18 protein-coding genes are annotated in these 18,856 nt (G+C 62.8%); 3 read left to right on the top strand and 15 right to left on the bottom strand.

Going from position 1 to position 18,856, the window contains the following annotated elements; all coding sequences use genetic code 11:
* Nucleotides 1-4 precede the first annotated feature (4 nt).
* The 5 genes from HJB83_RS21580 to HJB83_RS21560 form a co-directional block, all read right to left on the bottom strand.
* Nucleotides 5-1,207, bottom strand: coding sequence for an ABC transporter permease (locus HJB83_RS21580; RefSeq protein WP_207584196.1), 1,203 nt, complete (start codon nucleotides 1,205-1,207; stop codon nucleotides 5-7).
* Nucleotides 1,197-1,913, bottom strand: a complete 717-nt coding sequence (locus HJB83_RS21575) for an ABC transporter ATP-binding protein (protein ID WP_221132597.1) — start codon at nucleotides 1,911-1,913, stop codon at nucleotides 1,197-1,199. The genes HJB83_RS21580 and HJB83_RS21575 overlap by 11 nt, the downstream gene beginning before the upstream one ends.
* Nucleotides 1,914-1,925: 12 nt before the next feature.
* Entirely contained in the window at nucleotides 1,926-3,218 is a 1,293-nt protein-coding gene (locus tag HJB83_RS21570) for an efflux RND transporter periplasmic adaptor subunit (protein WP_221115956.1), read from the bottom strand.
* Between the two features lie 159 nt (nucleotides 3,219-3,377).
* The gene (locus HJB83_RS21565; RefSeq protein WP_207584193.1) at nucleotides 3,378-3,752 is read right to left on the bottom strand and encodes a GFA family protein; all 375 of its coding nucleotides are present in this window, start codon (nucleotides 3,750-3,752) and stop codon (nucleotides 3,378-3,380) included.
* A 10-nt stretch (nucleotides 3,753-3,762) separates the two neighbouring features.
* Complete coding sequence (locus HJB83_RS21560; RefSeq protein ID WP_164015325.1) at nucleotides 3,763-3,972, bottom strand: hypothetical protein; 210 nt, start codon at nucleotides 3,970-3,972, stop codon at nucleotides 3,763-3,765.
* Between the two features lie 375 nt (nucleotides 3,973-4,347).
* Between HJB83_RS21560 and HJB83_RS21555 the strand changes: the two genes are divergently transcribed.
* Nucleotides 4,348-4,530 (top strand): hypothetical protein, encoded by a 183-nt coding sequence (locus tag HJB83_RS21555; protein ID WP_221150716.1) that lies wholly within the window; start codon nucleotides 4,348-4,350, stop codon nucleotides 4,528-4,530.
* 58 nt (nucleotides 4,531-4,588) lie between these two features.
* On the opposite strand, the gene HJB83_RS21550 is transcribed toward HJB83_RS21555, so the two are convergent.
* From HJB83_RS21550 to HJB83_RS21530, 5 genes are all read right to left on the bottom strand, one after another.
* Entirely contained in the window at nucleotides 4,589-5,668 is a 1,080-nt protein-coding gene (locus tag HJB83_RS21550; protein WP_221132595.1) for an ABC transporter ATP-binding protein, read from the bottom strand.
* A gap of 16 nt (nucleotides 5,669-5,684) precedes the next feature.
* On the bottom strand, nucleotides 5,685-6,734 hold the full coding sequence (locus HJB83_RS21545) for a carbohydrate ABC transporter permease (protein ID WP_207584185.1): 1,050 nt from the start codon (nucleotides 6,732-6,734) through the stop codon (nucleotides 5,685-5,687).
* Entirely contained in the window at nucleotides 6,731-7,768 is a 1,038-nt protein-coding gene (locus tag HJB83_RS21540; protein WP_221132594.1) for a carbohydrate ABC transporter permease, read from the bottom strand. Before HJB83_RS21540 ends, HJB83_RS21545 begins: the two co-directional genes overlap by 4 nt.
* 11 nt (nucleotides 7,769-7,779) lie before the next feature.
* Entirely contained in the window at nucleotides 7,780-9,039 is a 1,260-nt protein-coding gene (locus HJB83_RS21535; RefSeq protein ID WP_207584183.1) for an ABC transporter substrate-binding protein, read from the bottom strand.
* A 65-nt stretch (nucleotides 9,040-9,104) separates the two neighbouring features.
* Nucleotides 9,105-11,624, bottom strand: a complete 2,520-nt coding sequence (locus tag HJB83_RS21530) for a hypothetical protein (protein ID WP_221132593.1) — start codon at nucleotides 11,622-11,624, stop codon at nucleotides 9,105-9,107.
* Between the two features lie 186 nt (nucleotides 11,625-11,810).
* Between HJB83_RS21530 and HJB83_RS21525 the strand changes: the two genes are divergently transcribed.
* Nucleotides 11,811-12,857, top strand: coding sequence for a LacI family DNA-binding transcriptional regulator (locus tag HJB83_RS21525; RefSeq protein WP_207584181.1), 1,047 nt, complete (start codon nucleotides 11,811-11,813; stop codon nucleotides 12,855-12,857).
* Here HJB83_RS21525 and HJB83_RS21520 read toward each other — a convergent pair.
* The 5 genes from HJB83_RS21520 to HJB83_RS21500 are packed head-to-tail and all read right to left on the bottom strand — an operon-like array spanning nucleotide 12,844 to nucleotide 17,975.
* Entirely contained in the window at nucleotides 12,844-13,587 is a 744-nt protein-coding gene (locus tag HJB83_RS21520) for an ABC transporter ATP-binding protein (protein ID WP_207584180.1), read from the bottom strand. The two genes, HJB83_RS21525 and HJB83_RS21520, sit on opposite strands and share 14 nt — an antisense overlap.
* Complete coding sequence (locus HJB83_RS21515; RefSeq protein WP_207584311.1) at nucleotides 13,584-14,429, bottom strand: ABC transporter ATP-binding protein; 846 nt, start codon at nucleotides 14,427-14,429, stop codon at nucleotides 13,584-13,586. Before HJB83_RS21515 ends, HJB83_RS21520 begins: the two co-directional genes overlap by 4 nt.
* 1 nt (nucleotide 14,430) lies before the next feature.
* Entirely contained in the window at nucleotides 14,431-15,333 is a 903-nt protein-coding gene (locus HJB83_RS21510) for an ABC transporter permease (RefSeq protein ID WP_221115950.1), read from the bottom strand.
* A complete protein-coding gene (locus HJB83_RS21505) occupies nucleotides 15,330-16,358 on the bottom strand; it encodes an ABC transporter permease (RefSeq protein ID WP_221132592.1) in 1,029 nt (342 codons plus the stop codon). The genes HJB83_RS21510 and HJB83_RS21505 overlap by 4 nt, the downstream gene beginning before the upstream one ends.
* Nucleotides 16,359-16,379: 21 nt before the next feature.
* Nucleotides 16,380-17,975 carry an ABC transporter substrate-binding protein gene (locus tag HJB83_RS21500; RefSeq protein WP_207584177.1) on the bottom strand — a complete coding sequence of 532 codons (1,596 nt, stop codon included), beginning with the start codon at nucleotides 17,973-17,975 and terminating at the stop codon, nucleotides 16,380-16,382.
* Nucleotides 17,976-18,108: 133 nt separating this feature from the next.
* On the opposite strand from HJB83_RS21500, the gene HJB83_RS21495 reads away from it, so the two are divergent.
* Entirely contained in the window at nucleotides 18,109-18,819 is a 711-nt protein-coding gene (locus HJB83_RS21495) for a FadR/GntR family transcriptional regulator (protein ID WP_207584176.1), read from the top strand.
* Nucleotides 18,820-18,856: the final 37 nt, after the last annotated feature.

Genomic DNA, 18,856 nt, shown 5'->3' with positions numbered 1-18,856 from the left:
CCTTTTACTCATGCCGCAGCGCCTCGATCGGATTGAGCTGTGCCGCCCGTCTTGCCGGGAAATAGCCGAAGATCATGCCGATTGCGGCGGAGAAGAGGAAGGCGACGGCGACCATCATCGGGCTGAAAACGAAGGGGACTTTTAGGAGCGTCACCGCGCCGAAGCCGAGGCTCAGGCCAAGCACGATGCCGGTGATGCCGCCGAACAGTGACAGCGCCACCGCTTCGACCAGGAACTGGGTCAGCACCTGGTTTTCGAGCGCGCCGATCGCCAGGCGAATGCCGATTTCGCGGGTGCGCTCGGTGACGGAGACCAGCATGATGTTCATGATGCCGATGCCGCCGACGAGCAGGCTGATGGCGGCGACGGCGCCGAGCAGGCCGGTCAGCAACGTCGTCGTGCCGGTCATCGCCTCGGCGATCTGGGTCATGTCGTTGACGTTGAAATCGTCCTGCCGGCCGGGCACGATCTTGCGGCGCTCGCGCAGCAGATCTTCGACATCGGACTGCACCTTGGCTGTGGAGACGCCGTCGCGCGCCGAGATGATGATCTGCGGCACGTTGCTGTTGCCGCTGATGCGCCGCTGGAACACCTTGACCGGCATGATGACGACATCGTCCTGGTCGGTGCCCATGCCGGACTGGCCGCGCTTGGCGAGCACGCCGATAACCGGGCATGAAACCTTACCGACGCGGATCTGCTGACCGATCGGATCGGCGGCGCCGAAGAGCTGCGAACGCACCGTCTCGCCGATGATGCAGCGGGACTGGCCGCGTTCCTCGGCGGGGGTAAAATTGCGGCCGAGCGCCAGGCTCCAATCCTGCGCCACGAAATAGTCGTTGGTGGTGCCGGAGACGCTGGTCGAATGGTTCTGGCCGCCAAAAATCACGGTCGCGGTGGACTGGTTGAGCGGCGCCACGGCTCTAAGGCCGCCGATCTGATCGCGGATGGCGGCGACATCCTTGACGCTGAAGCGTTTGGCCTCGGAGCTCGCCCGGCCGGGGCCGAACTGGCCGGGGCGGACGAACAGCATGTTGGTGCCGAGCCGCGACAGTTCGGTCGAGACCTGTGCGGTCGTGCCATTGCCGATCGTCACCAGCGCGATAACGGCGGCGACGCCGATGACGACGCCGAGCACAGTCAGGAACGAGCGCAGCATGTTTCGGCTGATGGCGCGCAGCGCCAGCTTCAGCGTCTCAAAGAACATGATCCGCCCTCCTGCGATGCTCGACCTCGGTCTCCAGCTTGCCGTCGACAAAACGCAGCAGCCGTTGGGCATAGGCGGCGATATCGGGTTCGTGCGTGACCATGACGATGGTGATGCCCTGCTCGCGGTTCAGCCGGGTCATCAGATCCATGATCTCGATGCTGGTTTTCGTGTCGAGATTGCCCGTGGGCTCGTCGGCGAGCAGCAGCGCCGGTTCGGTGACGATGGCGCGGGCGATGGCGACGCGCTGCTGCTGACCGCCCGATAGTTCCTGGGTCTTGTGATGTTCGCGGCCGGACAGCCCGACCAGCGCCAGGGCTTCGCGGGCCCGTTCGCGCCGCTCGCGCACCGCCATCCCGCGATAGATCAGCGGCAGCTCGACATTTTCGACGGCCGAGGTGCGCGACAACAGGTTGAAGCCCTGGAAGACGAAGCCGAGCATATGGCGGCGCAGAAGCGTCAGCTGGCTTCGGTCGAAGCCGCTAGTCGGAATACCTTCGAAGATGTAATCGCCAGCACTCGGCACGTCGAGGCAGCCGAGGATGTTCATCGCCGTCGACTTGCCGGAGCCCGATGGACCCATGATCGCGACGAATTCGTGAGTGTTGATTGCAAGGTCGACATGGTCGAGCGCGCGGATCGCCGCTTCGCCTTCGCCGTAGATTTTCGAGACCTGCCTGAATTCGATGAGCGGCGGGCTTGCCATCCGTCTCTCCGCCTAGTTCGCACGCGTCGTGGCGTCGGTCACCAATGCGTCGTTTTCCTTGAGGTCACCGGAGGCGACCTGGGTGAACTGACCGTCGGACGAGCCGACCTGGATGACGACAGGCGTGGGCCGGCCGTCGCGCAGCACCCAGACGCGCCGCTGCGCTCCCGTCAACGCCTGACCTGAATTGCCGCCGCGCTGACGTGGTGGGCCGAAGATCCCGAAAATGCCGCGGCCGCGCCTTTCGGCTTGCGGGGGAGCATAACGTAGCGCGGTGTTCGGCACCATCAGCGTGTCCTTGACAGCTTCGACGGTGATGTCGGCCGTCGCCGTCATGCCGGGACGTAGCAAGAGGTCGGCATTGTCGACGGAGAGGACCGCCTTATAGGTCACAACATTGTTGACCACTTCGGAGGCGAAGCGGATCTGCTCGATCTCAGCCGGAAAGCTCCGGTCGGGATAGGCGTCCACTGAAAACTTCGCCTTCTGGCCGACAGCGATCTGGCCGACATCGGCCTCGTCGACATCGACCTGCAGCTCCATCTTCTTCAAATCGCCGGCGATGGTGAAAAGGATCGGCGCCGAAAGCGAGGCTGCGACCGTCGCACCCGGATTGACGGCGCGGGTGAGGATCACGCCGTCGATCGGCGAGATGATCTTCGCCTTGGCGAGATTGACCTCGGCAAGCTGCAGATCGGCCTCCGAGGCCAGGACCTCGGCTTCGTTGATCTGTTTGGCGGCGACGGCGGAATCATATTTGTAGCTGGCGTCGTCGAGGCTCTGCTGGGTGGAGACGTTGCTCTTGACCAGGCTCTTCAGCCGCTCGAGCGAGGTGCTTGCTGATTGCAGGTCGGCATTGGCCTTGGCGACATTCGCCTTGGCCGAATTGAGCTTGGCGCGTGAGCTCTTCACATCCGCCTCGAGCTTGTTGGTGTCGAGTTGCGCCAGCACGTCGCCCGATTTGATCGTGCTGTTGTAATCGACGTTGACGTCGCGGACCGTGCCGGAAAGTTCGCTCGATATATCGACCTGCTCGGTCGGCTGCACCGAGCCGGTGGCGGTGACGAGCACCGTCAGGTCGCCGCGTTTTGCCGGCTGGGTGGCATAGCTCACTTCGCTTTGCCCGCGCCCCACATAGAAGTATGCGGCGCCGGCTGCAGCAGCGACGAGAATCAGCAGAATAAGCAGACGTCCGCGCCAGCGGCTGCGCTTGCCCTGCCGTCCCGATGCGGCAAGGACCGCTGCGAGATCGGACGCGCCGTTTGTCTCTGCCCCGGTCTTCTTGCTGGCTCCGGTATCGTTCATGTCATCCTCGATCAGTCGGGAGCCGTCTCGGCCCCGCTGCGAAATAAGCACAGCGCAGATGAACCGGGCATTAGCATTGCCGCCGAAGTGGCACGGAATTGCGGACGGGGGAAATGAAATATTGGTAAGGAAAGTCAAGTTTTGGCGGGGAAGCGCACGTCAGTCAGCATCTTCGGCATATTGCCCCGCGCCCGGCAGCGGATGCAGCCAGGGCTCGCGCCGTTTAATCCAGACTTCGTAGTCCGGCGCAAGGTCGCTCGGCGGATCGTCGAGCGAGCCGAGGCGGATTTCTGTCGTCTCCTGCTGCAGGCAGAACAGCCTGCCGCCGCAGGCGGGGCAGAAGCTGCGACCGGCGAAGGTGGCGATCTCGCCGCTGTGGGAAAAAGCCCGGCGCGGCCAGACCGCGAAGAAGACGAAGGCGGAGCCGCTCGATTTGCGGCAATCGGCACAGTGGCAGAGGCCGACACGAAGCGGTTCGCCTTCCACGCGATAGGCAACCGCCCCGCATAGACAGCTTCCGGTGCGGATCCTCATGGGGCGGCCGTCAGGCGTCGAGACTGGTGGGCAAGCCCGGCGGGCGCCGCTTGGCCGCCATCAGCAGATCGAGTTCGGTTGCGGAGGGGCCGAACTTCTCGTAGAGGCGCTTGGCCTCCTCGTCATCAAGCCGGTATTTCCTGGCAAATTCGCTGATGCTATAGGGGCGCCCACGCAACACTCTTCGCGCCGGGGTCGCCGTATTCGGTGCGTCGGACATGGGTTTCTCCTTTCTTTGCATGCCTTTTAAGCTAGTGCGACAAGGTCAATTGGAAAGAGGCGGCGGGCTGCAGCGGCTCTTCCGGCATGGGTGGATCGGGTGGATTGCGGAACCTTCCCGCCACCACCGGGCATTGTCAAAGCGAGGTTGCGGGCCGCGCTAAGCGGACGCGACGGTGCTGGAAAACATCGGGATTTTTCCGCTTTCTCCCGATGGCCAACGAAATGGCAGGCGAGCTCCCTACCCGCCCGGTCCGCTTCCTCATCGCTGTTTTCGAAACGAGGTCACGAAATATTAAAATTGGGAACACATGCGCCTCAGCGAGGTTCTTCCCTCGGGGTCGACGTGGCCTCGTTCAAACCGAAGGAGAACCGTATGGCAAACCAAGGTGGAACCCACGAACAGCACGTCAAAGCTGGGCAGCAGAGTCACAAGAACGACTCCAACGCCCGCAGCTCCTCTTCAGGTGGCAGCGACGCGCAGTCCAGCGGGACCCGCGGCGGCAGCCATGAACAGCATGTAAAAGCTGGTCAACAGAGCCACAAGAACAGCCAGTAAAGCTGTCTTGATTTGAAAATTTCCGGCTCGCGCTTCGGCGCGGGCCTTTCTTGCGCGCTCAAGACAGACGCCGGCCGTCCTCGCCAAAGAGGTGCAGCACAGCGGGATCGAGATGGAGCGGCAGGCTGTCGCCTGATTTCATCCGTTGTTGGCCGGCAAAAACGGCGATGAGCTTCTTTCCACCTGCGTCGGCGTGGACGACGGTCTCCGAGCCCAGTTCCTCGACAAGAGTGATGCGGGTGTCCAGCTTGCGCGCACCAGTTCCATCGGCAAGGGTGATGTGCTGGGGCCGGATGCCGATGCTGACCCTTTCGCCGATTGGGCGCGTCTCTTTGGCAATCACCGAGAGACGGTGGCCGCCGACGGTTTCCACCTCGGCGAAACCATTCTCATGGCCGATGATCGCACCTTCCAGGAAATTCATGTGCGGCGCGCCGATGAAACCGGCGACGAAGCGGTTGGCCGGCGTGTTGTATAGTTCCAACGGCGTTCCCACCTGCTCGATCCTGCCGCTTCGAAGCACGACGATGCGGTCGGCAAGCGTCATCGCCTCGACCTGATCGTGGGTGACGTAGATCATCGTCGCCTTCAGGCGGGCGTGGAGGGCGGCGAGTTCGGCGCGCATGCTGACCCGGAGTTCGGCGTCGAGATTGGACAATGGCTCGTCGAGCAGGAAGGCATCCGGCCGGCGGACGATGGCGCGGCCGATCGCCACGCGCTGGCGCTGGCCGCCGGAAAGCTGACCGGGACGGCGCTGCAGGAAGGGCTCGATTTCCAGCATGCGGGCGGCGTCAGCGATGCGCGCTTCGATCTCGGCCTTGGCCACCTTGGTATTCTCCAAACCGAAGGCCAGGTTTTCCCGCACGCTCATATGCGGATAGAGCGCATAGGACTGGAAGACCATGGCAAGGCCGCGGTCGGCGGCGCCGATCTCGGTCACATCCTTGCCGTCGATAGCGATGCTGCCGCCTGTGGGCTTGTCGAGGCCGGCGATCAGACGTAGCAGCGTCGATTTCCCGCAACCGGAAGGGCCGACGAAAGCGACGAACTCGCCATCGTCGACGGCAAGCGAGACATCACGGATGACCTCGACGGTGCCGAAATTCTTGACAATGTTCCTGAGCTCGAGCCCGCTCATGCACTCTCCTGTTTGACTATTTGAGTCCCGAGCCGGCAATGCCCGTGGTGATGAAGCGCTGCAGGAAGACGAAGATCAGCACGACCGGGATCATCGAGACGACCGTCATGGCGAGGATGTAGTGCCATTGCACGTTGAGCTCGCCGGCATAGACGTTGAGACCGACCTGCAGCGTATAGAGTTCCTTGCGCGACAGCACGATCAGCGGCCAGAGAAAATCGTTCCAGCGCCAGACGACCGAGAAGATCGCCAGCACCGCAAGCGCCGGCGCCGACAGCGGCAGGATGATGCGCCAGTAGATCTGCCATTCACTGGCCTTGTCCATGCGCGCGGCGTCGATCAGCTCGTCGGGGATGGTCAGCATATATTGCCGGAGCAGGAAGACACCCGTCGGGGTGGCGACCGTCGGCAGGATGACGCCCCAGAGGCTGTCGAAGAGGTTCAAGGTGCCGATGACGGAATAGAGCGGCACGACGATGACCGAAAGCGGCACCATCAGCGTCGCCAGGATCATCAGCATAACGGCAGTGCGGCCGGGGAACTGGTATTTCGACAGCGCGAAGGCGGCCATTGAATTGACCAGCAGCGTGATCGCCGTCGCGATGACGGTCACGAAGACGGAGTTGCGTAGGAACAGGAAGAAATCGAAGCGCTGGAACGGCTCGGTGTAATTGCCGGCGGCGAATTCGACCTGGCGCACCGGGGTGCGGTCCTTGATGTTCGCCTTGACGATTTCACCCGGCTGTTTCGGATCGACCATCTGGCCGATGATGCCGATGCGGCGGACTTCGGCGAGCACACGGCTGCTGCCATCGGGCATCGTCACGGTATAGAGCGGCAGCGGCTTGTCGTAACCCGGCACCACGGCCTGTTCGGTGACATAGGGCAGGAAGGATGGCGGGAACTCGGCAAGGGCGGCCGGCGTCTTGAAGGAGGAGAAGACCAGCCAGACGGCCGGGCCGAACATCAGGAAGACGCCCGAGATCAGCCAGATCCAGGTGACGACATCCGTCCAGTGCCAGCCGCGGCCGCGGCGGCGCAGCAGGAACGTGCCGACAGCGCTCATTGGCGTGTTCCCTTTTTCTCGTTACGGCTGCTGGCTCCGAGTTGGACCAGCGTCAGGATGACGAGCACGATGCCCATCAGGATCGAGGCGGCCGAAGCGAGCCCCGGATTGCGCAGTGAACTCGCAAAGCCGGTCTCGTAGATATATTGGGTGATGTACATGGTGCTGGTGCCCGGCCCGCCGCCGGTGAGCACGAAGACCTCGTCGAAGATCTGCACGGCGCGGATCAACGCCAGGACCAGGACGACGATGAGGTTCGGCATCAGCAGCGGCAAAGTGATGCGCCGGAAGATGCGGGTGGGGCTTGCCTTGTCCATCGCAGCCGCCTCGTAGAGATCCCGCGGGATCGCCTGCAGGCCGGCGAGCAGGATCAGCGCGTAAAAGCCCATATGCGCCCAGACCGAGACGAAGACGGCGAAGAAGAAGGCCCAGAAACGATCGCTGAGCCAGGAGAAGGGTTCGAAGCCTAAGGGGCTCAGCGCATAGTTCAGCAGGCCCTGGCGCTGCAAGATCCACTTCCAGATCAGGCCGACGACGACGGGCGACAGCAGCACCGGAAAGAAGAACACGGCCCGCCAGAAGCCCCGATTGGAAAGCTCGCGGTTGAGGATCAAAGCCGTTGCCAGCGCCGCGATCAGCATCGCCGTCACCTGGAAGACGACGAAGACGGCGGTGTTGCGCACAGCCGCCCAGAAGGTGTCGGCCGCGCAGGTCGAAGGGTCGAGATAAGAGCCGCAATCGAAGAGGATGCGATACTGGTCGGCGCCGACATAGGTCCTGTTCTGCAGGAAGATGCCGCTGCCGCTCGTCGTCGAATAGAGGAAGTTGATGACCAGCGGCAGGAGCACGAAGACGGTGAAGATCAGCATGTTGGGCGCCAGGAAGACACCCGCCATGCCGTTCAGCCCCGTCAGCTTCTGCCAGGCGCGCATGGGAACGTCGACCAGCCCCATGGCAAGCCGGACAGGCGCAACGAGCGCCTGCCGCAGACCGGCTTTCGCCGGCGGTTCAGAAGTAACCGTCTTCTCCGCCATCTGTTCTTCCGTCAGTTGCCGGCGACCTTGGCCTTGATGTCCTCGTCGATGCGGGCATAGGCGTCGTCGAGCTTCATTTCGCCGGCGATCACCTGGCTGATGCGGGCGACGATGGCGCTGTAATAGGCGTCCGACCACTTCCAGCCCGGCAGCTTCATGGCGGGTGCGGCCGTCTGGCCGGCGGATTCGACGAAGGCCTTCAGCGCCGCCTGCACATGCGGATTGTCGGTCTTGAAGTCCATCTGGCCGGCCGCCACCGCCTTATGCGCCGGAATGAACAGGCTCCGCTCGGCGAATTCCTTCTGCACGTCGGCGCCTGCCAGGTAATCCATCACCTTGGCGACGTCCTTCGGGTTCTTGGTATATTTGACGGCGACGAGACCGGCGCCGCCCTGCATGCCGGTGCAGGCGGCCGTACCGCAGGGGCTTCCCGCCATCACCCAATCGAAACTGTCGCCGATCTTCTGGGCGAAGCCCGAGATCTGCCAGCTGCCCGAATAATAATAGGCAAGGCCACCATTGATGAAGTCTTCGGCCGCGGCGCGATAGGTGGTGCCGGCAGCACTCACCCAGACATCCTTGTTGACGATGCCGTCCTCGTTCCACTTGACGAAGCGGCTGAGGAATTCCTTGGCGCCCTGATCGATCGGCGCCGGTTTGCCGTCGGCGGCGATATAGTTGGCGCCGTAGGAAATGTTCGGGCCAGAGACGCGGTGGCCGGAGCGGTCGATCGCCATGGCGAAGACCTTCTGGCTGTCCGCAACCTTCTTGGCGGCCGCCGCCCAGTCATCCCAGGTTGCCTTCGGGCCGGGGATTTCGACACCGGCCTGCTCGAACAGCGTCTTGTTGACGAAGCCGCCGGTCAGCGTCAGCTGCGTCATGAAGCCGGTGATGGCGTTCGAGCCGTCAGGGCGCATCCAGTCGGCCTGGGCGCCGAAATTGTCGTCCCAATATTTCGCGTCGGCAAGGAGGGGGCGAAGATCAAGCCAGTGCTGCGCCTGCGCCTTCAGATTGGTGACGCGGGCGATATCCGGCCCCTTGCCGGCTTCGAGCTGCACCGGCAGCTGTTCCTTGACGACGTCGTAGGAGACCTCGTCGAGGATGACGTTGATGTCGGGATTGGCCTTGGAGAAGCGCGCCAGCAGATCCTTGATAACAGCGCCTTCACCGCCGTCGGAATACCACATGATGCGCACGTCGCCGGCATGGGCGGCAACGGAACTCATGAGAACAGCAGCCAAAGCCGCGCCGATCGATTTCATTCTGGTCATTTTCTCCTCCTCTTGACCGATGAATTCCCCTGCCCGGCCGGTCCTCCGCCTGCCGGACATCTCGTCTACGAGGCGGCGCGCCGAGGCTGCCTGCCGGGTATTTCCAAATGTACCGCGTCTCCCCGCACCGACCAGTCCGAAGGACGAAGAATACGGCCTTCGGCGCGCACAGTGCCGTCCTCCTCGAAGACGACCTGGCCATAATCCGGATCGACGACGATCAATGCGCCCTCGTCATCGCGGCGGGCCGAAAGCGTGGCGAAACGCGCCTGCATTCCGTCGAGGCCACCCTCGCGCTCAAGATCGGAGAGGCGGACGATCCAACGGCCGTTACGGCCGGCGAGGCGCAGTTCGATATCGGTGGTCGGGCCCTGCTTCACCGGCTCCAGCGCCCCATTGCCGATCAGCATTGCAAACCCGTTGCCGGAGCGGGCGAGCGCCAGGTTGCCTTCAACCATCGTGTCGTCGAAGGCTTCGAGGGGAAACCAGGCATGGGTGAAATCCGGCTGGCCCTCATGGATGGCGAAATCGAGGATCGCCAGATCGCGATACTGGTGCACACGCGGCAGCGTCCCGCAGCCGCCCCAGAAGCTTGGCCGGCCGTAGCCGAACTGAATGGTTTCGCCGGGATGGTTGATCCAGATCTGCGCTTCCGGCCGGTCGCCCAAGCGCAGATGCAGCACCGTCTCCTGATAACCCCAGGCGCCGGGGCGATAATGGGCGATGGTGCCGAGCGCGGTGTCGCGCGTCTTATAGTGATAGAGCGCGGCGAAACTGTTCTCGCCCTGCGAGAATGTCCATTCCTGCGCGTCGTCGGACTGGTGCGCGGCGATTTCGGCAAGTGCTTCTGGAAAACGCAGGCCATGATCGCGGATGCAGACGGCAAGCTGCGGCAGCGCATGGACGCGCCGGCCGTACCAGCCGCGGCCCCAGAGCAGCCGGGCGATGGCGGACAGTTCCACCGAGCGGCCGGGACGCAGAGTATGTTCGTACGAGCGGCCCTGGCTGCCGGTCAGCATGCCGTGATGGGCCGAGCGGGCGACGATCTCCATCAGGCGGACGATGCTGGCACTCGCCCGGGCGCGGATCGCCTCATCCGGCGCGCAGGCGGCGAGCGCCGTCAGGCCCTTGAGGTCGATCGGGAAATAGGGAACGGAATTCCACTCGGCCATTTCCCAGCGCTCGAAATGATCGAGCCAAGCGCGGACGCGCTCTTCGCCGACCTTCATCTGCTCGGCGCCGGTACGGCCGGAACGAACGAAGACGGCATCGGGGAAAAGCTTGCCGCCGAGATAGGCGGCGGTGTGGAAGAGGAGCGCGTGGTTTTCCGAAAAATACCACTGAACGTCGTTGCCCGGCTCGTCCATCCAATAGCGGTAATTGAGAACGGCGTGTTCGATCCTCTGCCTGAGAGCCTGCGACAGCAGATCGCTCCAGCGGGTATAGGCAAAGAGCAGCGGCACCAGCACGAAATCGGCGCAGTCGTGGCAATCCTCGATGACCGGCAGCATGGCCGAAATCATCGCTTCGGTCTCCTCACCGCCCTGCCCCAGAGCCAAACGCGCGAAAGCGCAGACAGTATCCGGCTCTGAATGAGCGGCGACTTCTTCAAGTGCCTCGGCGACGCGGTCCTCCAGCGCGGCGGGCGCTTGCCCCTGGCGTTGGGGATGACAGATCTCGACGCCGAGTGTGCGGCCGACGGAAAGTTCACCTGCCTTGAAGGTGATGCGGAAATGGCGGAAATCGGCGGGCATCCGCGCCGAGGTGCCAAGCGCCAGCTTGGTAGCGCCTTCCTCGAGCGCGAAGTCATAGTCGAAGCGCTCGCTCGACATGAAGTCGCCTTCGATCTCGACATGGCAGCTCAGCGCCACCGGCAGCGGCACGGGGAAAAGGATCGTCACGTCCTCGCCGAGATAGGCGGTGCGGTCGAAGCGCATGCCTTCGAGGATCGCCTCCAGGCCGTCCGCAGCATCGGCGGCGATCGGAACAGGAACAGCGGTTTCGACCTCAGGACCGTCGAGATAATCCAGCTGGAAATAGAAGCGGGCGTCGCGTTCGGCGAGATCGTCGAAAAAGATGCGGATCTCGTTGGGGCCGTCCGAAAGCTCGACCTCGAAAAGCTGCTGGGCTTCCAGATTGCGCTCGTAAGGCGCCATGAAGCCTTGCTCGCGGCCATTGACGAAAAGGATGGCGCCGCCGCAGGTCGACAGGCGAAGTGTGGCTCGCGCCGCTGAGCGGGCATCGAGGAAAGTGCGCGCCCAGCAGCCGATGCGGGTCGGGCGAAACCAGAAGCCGGAGAGATCGACACGCGGCGAGGCAAAGGGAAGCCACCAGCGAACGGGTTCGAATACGGCGGTCGGTTTCGGTCTTCGGCCGGAGAACGATTTTTTGAATTCGGTGCGGCAGGGATATTCGTGCGGGATGAAGTTCTTCGTCTTGGTGACGAAGAAAAACGGATCCATCCTGCCTTCCATCGGCCGGTCGGCGACGTCGTAGCGCTCTTGCGAGAGGTGGCCGAGCTGCCAATAGACAATCGGGCTCTGCTTGCCGGTGGCGCGGCGAAGATGGGATTTCTCAGCGGTCATGCTTCAGCTCGCTCGAGCCGTGAGACGTCGGAAACGCCGACGCATGGACTGGCGGTCAAGCCGCATCTTCAAAGCCTCCCTGCTCTGCCGCTTGTCGCGGACTCCTCTTGGGCAATTGTGCATAGGCATTCCGTTTGCGCAATCTGAAAGATTTTTGCATAAAGGAATGGGAGCGAGGAGAACGACATGGCGGCGGACGAGAAAAAAGGCAGACGCACGCGTCTCGACGATATCGCCGCCCGGTGCGGCGTCTCGATCAGCACGGTGTCGCGGGCGCTGGCCGGCGAAAAGGGCGTCAGGCCGGACATTCGCAAGCTGGTGCTGGAAACGGCAAGTGCCGTCAGCTACGCCGTGCCGGGAAGCGTCGCCGGCAAAAAGGTCATGCTCGTCGCCTCCGGCGCGGCGATGATCGATTATGTGCGCAACCAGTTCACGCTTTATGTGCTCGAAGGCCTGAATGCGCGGGCGGCGGCCCTCGGCATCGAACTGGCGATGCGACCGGTCGCCGACGAGGGGGATGAAGCGCGCGTCGTCGCCGAGATGCGGGATGATCCGAGTTTCGGCGGCATGCTGATCCTGACCGTCGACGAGGAGGATATGCTGGCGGCAGCCGCCGGTCTCGGCAAGCCCGTCGTGCTCGTCAATAGCGACGATCCCTATATGCGGCTTTCGAGCGTGACGCCCTGCAATCGCTCGGCCGCCTTCATCGCCGCCGAGCACCTGATCAAAACAGGGCATGAACGCATCCTATTCATGCTGCGGCCGGGACGGCGAACGATCGAGCGGCGTCTGGAAGGCTGGCGCGATGCCCTGCAGCATCATGGGCTGAAGGCCGATACCGATCTGGTGCTCGAGGTCGACGACTGGCTGCCGGAACTCGGCGCCGAGGCTCTCACCCGACTTGTCCGCGACAAGGGCCTCTCCTTCACCGCCGTCCTGACGGCGGGCGACAGCCTTGCCAACGGCGCAGTACGCGGATTGCAGGCGATGGGTTATGCCGTGCCGCAAGATGTCTCCGTCATGGGTATCGACGACCTGCCGCAGTCGGCCTTTCTTAATCCGCCACTGTCGACGGTGCATATCCCGATGCGCGAACTCGGCGCCACCGCCCTCGATCTGCTGCGCGACATGATGCTCGGCCTGGCCGCGCCGCGCCGCCGCGTCGAGCTTGCCTGCCACCTCGTCGAAAGGCGTAGCGTCGCAGCCGTCAGCCCAAATATCAGGCTTCGATGAAGCTCGCTTCGAACAGTTCGCGCGCATAGGCATCATGCGTGGTGCCGGCCTGCAGATCCTCCCTGCTCAGTTCGTCGACGAAACAACCGTTCTTCATGATCAACACCCGATCGCACATATGGGCGATGACCGCGAGGTCGTGGCTGACGAGCAAATAGGTCAGTCCCTTTTCCTCACGCTGATCGGCAAGCAGGTTGAGGATTTCGGCCTGGACCGAGACATCGAGCGCCGATGTCGGCTCATCGAGCAGCAGGATGGGCGGCGACAGGATCAGCGCTCGGGCGATCGCCACGCGCTGCCGCTGACCGCCGGAAAGCTCATGGGGAAATCGATTGGCGAAGCTCGCGGGCAGTCCCACCTGGATCAACGCCTTTTCGACCTTCGACCAGATATCGGAATGGCGCATGGCGCGCAGCGGCTCGGCGAGCGCGGTGCCGATGCGATGGCGCGGATGCAGGGATCCGTAAGGGTCCTGAAAGACCATCTGGGCAAACTTCAGTTCCTCGCGGGAGCGCTGCTTGCCGATCGGTCTGCCGCCAAGCTCGATCTGCCCGGCCCAGCCGGACTCCATTCCGGCAAGGCAACGCAGCACCGTCGATTTGCCGCATCCGGATTCGCCGACAATGCCGAGCGTCTCTCCCTGGGCGACTTGAAAACTGATGCCCCTGACGACATGGTTGCTGGATTTGCCGGAGGCAAAGACGACATCGAGGTCGCGGACATTGATCATTGCGCCGTCTCCAGATCGAGTTTCGCCCTGTCGAGAACCGCCAGCCGGCGAACCGGGTTCTTCGGGTCGGGCAACGCGGCTATCAACCCGCGCGTATAGGGATGGCGGGCCGCTTCGAGACTGGTCAGCGTCTCGACGATGCGGCCTGCATACATGACGATGATGCGCTCGCAAAAGGCCGCCACCATGCGAATGTCGTGGCTGATCAACAGCAGGCCGGAATTGTTCTCGCGGACCAGTTCATCGAGCAACAGCAGCACGTCCTTGCGAACGCTGACATCGAGCGCCGAGGTCGGTTCGTCGGCGATAACAAGCTTCGGCCGCGCCAGCAGCATCATGGCGATCATGACGCGCTGGCCCATGCCGCCCGATATCTGGTGGGGATAAAGCGCCATGACCCGATCCGGATCGCTGATGCGCACGCGCTCCAGCATGGCGCGGGCCGCGTCAAGCGCCTGGGTCTTGCCAAGACCAAGATGAAGGCGGGCGGCTTCGGCGACCTGCTTGCCGATCGAGAGCACCGGATTCAGCGAATAACGCGGATCCTGCATGATCAGCGCGATATCCTTGCCGCGAAGCGCACCCATTTGCCGCTCGCTTTTGGAAAGCAACGGATCGCCACCGAGGTCCAGGCGTTCGGCGGTGACGACCGCTGCGGGCGGCAGAAGGCGCATGATGGCGCGGCCCGTCGTCGATTTGCCAGAACCGGATTCTCCGACGATGCCGACACGTTCGCGCCCGACGTCGAAACTGACATTGGAAACGGCGGGCACGGCGCCACGGCCGAAGCGAACGCTCAGTCCTTTGACGGACAGAACGGGTTGCAGATCATGGTCATTCATTTCACGATCGGGCATGGCGGGGATCCAAAAGGTCGCGCAGAGCATCTCCGGCGATGTTGAAGGCGAGGCTGGTGAGGAGGATGGCGACACCCGGCATCACGGCGACCCACCAGTAATCCAGCATGAACTTGCGGCCGTTGGAGATCATCGCGCCCCATTCCGGCGCCGGCGGCTGCGCGCCGAGGCCGAGGAAGCCGAGCGACGCCGCCGTCAGGATAATGCCGGCCATGTTGAGTGTCAGGCGAACGATGACCGATGGAACGCACATCGGCGCGATGTAGAGGAGAAGGATGCGCAACGGCGAGGCGCCGTAGAGGCGGGCGGCGACCACATAGTCGGCGTTTCTGACGACCAGCGCCTCGGCGCGCGCAAGCCGGGCAATCGGCGGCCAGGCGGTCAGCGAGATCGCAATGATTGCCGTGGTCAGGCCGGCGCCGAGCGCTGCCGCAAAAGCCAGCGCCAGGATCAGCGACGGGAAGGACAGAACGATATCGGTCGCCCGCATCAGCAGCGCATCGGTGCGCCCACCGAAGAAGCCGGCGACGACCCCGATCAGCAGGCCGATCGGCCCGACGATCAGGGAGATCGAAAGCACGGTCTGAATGGTGATGCGCGTGCCGAAGATCAGGCGGCTTAGGATGTCGCGGCCGAATTCGTCGGTGCCGGCCCAATGCGCGAGGCTCGGGGCCTGCAAGGCATCGCCAAGCGACTGCACGACCGGATCATAAGGCGCCAGAAGCGGCGCAAAGATCGCAATCAGGCACAGTAGGCCGAGGATGATGAAACCGGCAAGGCCAAGCGGCTCGGCAGCCAATTTGCGGCCGGCGCGCGCAAACGACGCCGCGATGCGGGTCGACACGCTTGGCGGGCGGATATGAATGTCAGTGCGGATGGCGTCACTCATCGGGCTGCCTCCCGCATGCGCGGATCGAAGACGGCGTAAGCGACGTCGGCGAGGAAGTTTAACAGCATGAAGATGAATCCCACGATGATGGTGCCAGCCACGATGGCGTTCATGTCGCCGATCATGAGGGCGTTCGTCATGTACTGGCCGATGCCCGGCCAGGAGAAGACGATTTCGGTCACGACAGCGCCTTCGAGCAGCCCGCCATAGGAAATGGCCAGGATGGTAATCAGCTGCACGGCAATGTTCGGCAGGACGTGGCGCCAGATCGTGCCGAAGGGGCTCACACCCTTTGCGCGGGCTGCGATGACATAATCCTGGCTCAACTGCTCCAGGGTGAAGCTGCGTGTCATGCGGGTGATATAGGCCATCGCCGCATAGGCGAGGATGATGGCAGGCAGAATGATGTGGCCGAGCGCATTCCAGAAGATTTCCGTCTCGCCCTGCAGCAGGCTGTCGATCAGCAGCAGGCCGGTCCTCGGCGTGACGAGGCCTTCATAAAACACATCGATCCTGCCCGGCCCGCCGACCCAGTTGAGGCCGGCATAGAAGATGACGAGCCCGACGATGCCGAACCAGAAGACCGGGATCGAATGCCCGACGAGCGCCACCACCCGGGCTATCTTGTCGATGAAGCTGTCGCGAAACAAAGCTGCGACCAGGCCGAGCGGCACGCCGACGAATGTCGAAATGATCACCGCCAGCGTCGCCAGTTCGAATGTTGCCGGAAACGCTTGGGCGAGGTCTGAGGAGACGGGATTGCCGGTGAGCACGGCAGTGCCGAAGTCACCATGCGCCAGCCCGTTCAGATAGAGGAAAAACTGCTGGTAGATCGGCAGATCGAGCCCCAGGCGGGCCCGCATCGCCGCGTAGGCGGCGGGATCGGCGAGCTCGCCGACAATCGCGCCGACCGGATCGTTGGGCAAGACGCGGCCGATCACGAAGGTCACACAGAGGAGAATGAACAGGCTGACCAGCAAATGCGCCAGGCGTCGGCCAAATTCGGCTACGGAGAGTTCCTTCATGATCGGCTGTCCTGGGAGTCTTTACTGGGTTTCTACCTTGGTCACGTTCTCGAGACGCGTTAACTGCGACGGATGCCCGACATATCCCTGAACCTTGCTGGTCAGGACGATCGGCTCAAAGCGCTCGAAAAGCGGAAGCACGGCCGGCTTCTGCTCGATGAACATCTTCTGCATCTGAACGTAGAGTTCGCCGCGCTTCTTGGCGTCCGGCTCCATCGATGCCTTCGCCGTCAGGGCCGTCAGTTCGGGAATGTCCCAGGCCGAGCGCCAGACGAAATTGCCGGCATTGTTGGCCTCTTTCGAGTTGTCGGGGTTGGAGGAAAACTGCTCCATCGAACCGAGCACGTTCGGCATGTAGGCGCTGGTCTGCGGGATCAGCAGATCGAAATCCCTGGCGCGATGGGCGGCAATGATTTCCGAGCCGTTGCCCTGCTGGATGTCGATCTTGATGCCGACCTGGGCAAGCGATGCCTGGATGGCGGTGGCAAGATCGATGCGCGGCGTTTGCGCAATGGTCTTCAGCGTCAACGAGAAGCCGTCCTTGAAACCTGCCTCGCTCAGCAACTGCTTGGACTTTTCGACGTCGAGATGCCAATCCGGGCTCGGGATCGCATATTCGAAGTTCTCCGGAACGGGAACGGTTCTTGCCCGTCCGTAAGGCCCCATGATCGTCTTCTCGATGCCCTTGTAGTCGATGCCGTAAGCAATGGCCTCGCGGACCTTGGGATTGGCGAGGTACTGGTTGCCGGCATTCATCGACAGCACGTAGAAGCCGCCAGTCGGAATACGCTGAATGGCGAAGCCCTGCTTGGCCTGGAAGGTCGCAAGATCGGAGGCCGTGAGCGCACTGGCAATATCGATATCGCCGCGCTCCAGCATCAGCCGCTCGACCTGGCTTTCCGGTACATGGCGGACGATGACGCGCTTCATCTTCGGAGCGCCGGCGACATAACCCTTGTTGGCGTCGAGAATGACAAGCTCGTTCGGAGACCAGCGGTTGAGGGTGAACGGGCCGGAGCCGGCCGAATGCGTCCGCATCCAGGCGTTGCCGTAGTCATTGTCGACGGCGTGGCTCTCGACCTCGACGCTGTCGACCACGCTGGTGGTGGTCGTCGTCAGCCGGTAGAGCAGAAGCTCCGCGGTCACCTGGTCGGAGAGATCGATGCGCACAGTCTGGTCGTCGACCGCCTTGACGAGCTTTTCGACATTGTTCTTGTCGTAACCGACGCGCTTGAGGTTGGCGGCAGCGGCCTGATCCATCTTCAAGAGCCGTGCCAGCGAATAGACGACGTCCTTCGAGGTGACCGGGTTGCCGGAGGCGAAATTGGCCTTGCGCAGCGTAAATGTGATGCCCTTGTCGTCAACCTTCCAGCTTTCCGCCAGCTGCGGAAGGATCTTGCCGTCCGCCGTGCTGGCGACCAGCCGGTCGTAAAGATTCGACATGATCTCGACCGCTTTGCCTTCGGTCGCCTGCTGCGGATCGAGGGACAGAACCTGGGCCAGCGATGTTCCGATCACCAGCTGGTCCTGCGGCGTGGCGGCCTGCAGCTGCGGTGCGGCGATCGTCAGGGCGCCGAAAACGGCGCCGACGAACAAGCCTTTAGAAAAATGCTTCATTGTCACTCCTCCCTGGATTACTGTAGGAGACATATTATGTCGCCCGTATGTCGTATTATGATCTAGCGAAGTCTGATACGGTTGACAAGGCCCGAGCGGGAGACTTGAGTGCAAAGGGATTGGGGAACGGAAGATGACGACACTCGGCCGTGGGCGAGAAAGACTGGCGCAACAGGTCATCGATCAGCTGCGGGCGCAGATCGAGACGGGGAAGCTGCGGGTCGGCGACCAACTGCCGACCGAGCCGCAGCTTGAAGCGACGTTCGGCGTCAGCCGCACCGTGGTGCGCGAGGCGATTGCCGATCTCAGGTCGGCGGGCTTCGTCAAGCCGATCCAGGGCAAAGGGGTGTTTGTCGCAGATCCGAAGGCAAATTCTGTCCTGTCATTGACGCCGGTGGAAATCAAAAGCATTCCGGAGACCCTGGAATTGCTGGAGTTTCGTATGGCGGCAGAGGGTGAAGCGGCGGCGATTGCCGCCTATCGCCGCACCGCCGAGCAGGAGGCGGCCATTCGTGATGCCAATCGCAGAATGGCAAACCTGATCGAAACAGGGCAGCAGACGGTGGAGGCGGATTACGCCTTCCACATGGCGATTGCCGCCGCCACGAACAACCGATTCTATGTCGATGTCCTGCGCCAATTCGGCCCCAAGGCCATCCCCCGCGGCCAGTTTCCGACGCTGCCCGAGGCCAATGACCGCGACTATCTTCAAAAGGTTTATGCCGAACATGTCGAAATCCTGTCGGCCATCGCCGATCAGGATCCGGATCGCGCCCGCCAGGCGATGCGCGCCCATATGATGGCCAGTCAACGTCGCTATCGGATGCTCTCCGAGCAGCAATAGGGCTCGACTCTCTCAGAAATTCATATTATGTCATATG

Source organism: Rhizobium sp. NZLR11, assembly GCF_019685115.1.
In the GTDB taxonomy this organism is placed as follows: domain Bacteria; phylum Pseudomonadota; class Alphaproteobacteria; order Rhizobiales; family Rhizobiaceae; genus Rhizobium.
Note: the sequence above shows the minus strand (reverse complement) of the source record. Positions and strands in the feature narration are given on the sequence as shown.